Origin of the sequence: Micrococcus sp. HMSC31B01 (assembly GCF_001816085.1) — a bacterium.
In the GTDB taxonomy this organism is placed as follows: Bacteria; Actinomycetota; Actinomycetes; order Actinomycetales; family Micrococcaceae; genus Micrococcus; species Micrococcus luteus.
On the sequence record NZ_KV825472.1, the window covers coordinates 1 to 2,323 of the forward strand.

Consider the following 2,323-nt stretch of genomic DNA (forward strand, 5'->3'; position numbering starts at 1 on the left):
GACGGCGACCGCGGCCGGGTGGGCCGACTCCGCCGGGTCGAGGTCGAGCAGGCCGGGGTCCTCCGGGTCGAGCGCGAGGTCGCCGACAGCGGCGGCGTCCTCGGCACCGGCCGGGCGCAGCACGGGGATGAGCGTGGGGACGGCCGGGGGCTCCGCGATGAGGGGGTCGAACCGCGCCGGCTCCTGGGTGCCCTCCTGCTCCATGCGGCTCACCCTCTCCTTCCGTGTGCGGGCGCTGGACGCGCCACGGCGGTGGGCCGAGCCCCGCCGACGCGTCCATCCAACCACGCCGGCACCTCCCCCGCCGGGGCCGTCGGCACCGCGGCCCGGGGACGCGAAAGGGCCCTCCCGGAGGAGGGCCCTGCTGCGGTGGATCTTACTGGACTCGAACCAGCGACCTCTCGCGTGTGAAGCGAACGCTCTAACCAACTGAGCTAAAGATCCAGGCGTCGCCCCATGGGGGTGACAACTCGAAAAACGATACCTCAGGCGGCGCCGCCTGTCCACCCGGGCGACGGCCACCCCGCGCACGGCGGAGCGGCCATCGAGAGCCGACGAGCACGTCAGGCGTCGGTCAGCGTGGCGCCGGGCTCGAAACCGCCCTGGGCGACCAACGAGGTCCCGGCGCCCGGGCGGGCTCCGGTCAGGAGCTGCCACCGAGGGAGGAGACCGCCCTGGCGGCGTCCGCCAGGCCGGCGCCGCAGCCCGCGGAGCAGGTCACCGGCATGGAGCGGGCCGTGGACGTGAGGGTGGATTCGACGTTGGCCGGGGTGAGGCTGGGCTTCGTGGCCAGCAGCAGACCGGCCAGGCCCGCGACGTGCGGGGTGGCCATCGAGGTGCCGTTGTAGGCGGCGTGGCCGGCCGTCGTCGGGGTGGTGGCGCCGTTGTTCACGGTCGAGATGATGTTCGCGCCCGGGGCGGTCACGTCCACGGCGGAGCCGTAGTTCGAGAACGAGGCGCGGGCGCCCTGCGGGGTGGAGGCGGCCACCACGATGGTGTTCCGGCAGTTGGCCGGGCGCACGTTGGCGGCGGGCTGGTTCTCGTTGCCCGCGGCCACGACGACGGGCACGCCGCGGGAGACGGCCGCGTTGATCGCGTTCTGGTAGGTGGTGCCGCACACGCCGGAGCCACCGAGGGACATGTTGATGACGTCCGCCGGGTTCGGGTTGGCCGGCACGCCCGCCACGGTGCCGCCGGCGGCCCACACGACCGCGTCGGCGATGTCGGACAGCGAGCCGCCGCACCTGCCGAGCACGCGGATCGGCTGGATCTTCGCGTTCGGCGCCACACCGACGACGCCCTGGGAGTCGGCCACGGCCGCGACGGTGCCCGCCACGTGGGAGCCGTGCCACGAGGAGTCGGAGGCACCGGCGGTGCCGCACTCGCCGGCGGCGTACCAGTCGCCCTCGTCACGCGGATTGGAGTCGCGGCCACCGCCGTCGCGCGCCGCCGCGCTGTCGGAGATGAAGTCGTAGCCGGGCACGACGTTGCGGTCGAGATCCGGGTGGGAGGTGATGCCGGTGTCGATGACGGCCACGGTCGCACCGGAGCCCGTCGTGCGATCCCACGCCCCGGGGACCCGCATGCCGTGGCTGCCGGTGAAGCCCCACTGCTGCGAGTAGAGGGCGTCCACGGGGCTCAGGCCGGTGGCGGTGAGGAGCGCGTCCGGCTCCACGGCCTCGACCGCCCCGGAGGCCTTCAGGTCGGCCATGAACTTCGCGGACTCGGCCTGATCCAGCTTGCGGTCCGCCGTGATCACGCGGGAGCCGAGCGCGGTCTCACGCAGCTCCTTCACGGAGACTCCGGCCTCCTTCGCGGCCTTGCCCCAGGCGTTCGCGCGGCCCTTCGCGTGGGCATTGGCGGCGGTCTCCTTGTAGGTGACGATGAAGGAGTCGTAGCCGTCGGCGTTCGGGTCCTCGGCCTGCGCCGCCGCCAGGGGTGAGGCGGCGGTCGGGCTCGCTGCCGGTGCGGCGGGGGCGCCGCCGGAGGGGGCCGCGAGCGCGGGGGACGAGGTCAGGGTCCCGCCGGCGAGGACGGCGCCGGCCACGAGGGCGCCGATGCGGCGGCGGGTGCTGCGGGGTGTGGAGGACTGCACGGGATCTCCTCGGAGTTCTGGGTCACCGGATGCGGGCGCCCGAGGGGCTCGGGCCAGGGTGACTGAGCTCACGGTAGGGTCACGATTCCGTCACGGCGAGGCCGCGGGCCGAAGTCTGGCGGATGGTCGAGGCATCTCTCGCGGTTCCGCCAGCCGGGCCGGGCGGATGGTCGGGGCGCGCACAGCGGCACCCCAGCGTCGGCCCGCGCCGGACACGACGACGGCGCC

Annotated in this window: 1 protein-coding gene, 1 tRNA gene and 1 pseudogene; all 3 read right to left on the reverse strand. The window is 74.6% G+C overall.

What is annotated here, in order from left to right; all coding sequences use genetic code 11:
• Positions 1–213: pseudogene (locus tag HMPREF3105_RS12435) on the reverse strand (threonine/serine exporter family protein); the annotation flags it as partial.
• Positions 214–370: 157 nt separating this feature from the next.
• Positions 371–444, reverse strand: a tRNA-Val gene (locus HMPREF3105_RS12440).
• 199 nt (positions 445–643) lie between these two features.
• The gene (locus HMPREF3105_RS12445; protein WP_223247504.1) at positions 644–2,095 is read right to left on the reverse strand and encodes a S8 family peptidase; all 1,452 of its coding nucleotides are present in this window, start codon (positions 2,093–2,095) and stop codon (positions 644–646) included.
• Positions 2,096–2,323: the final 228 nt, after the last annotated feature.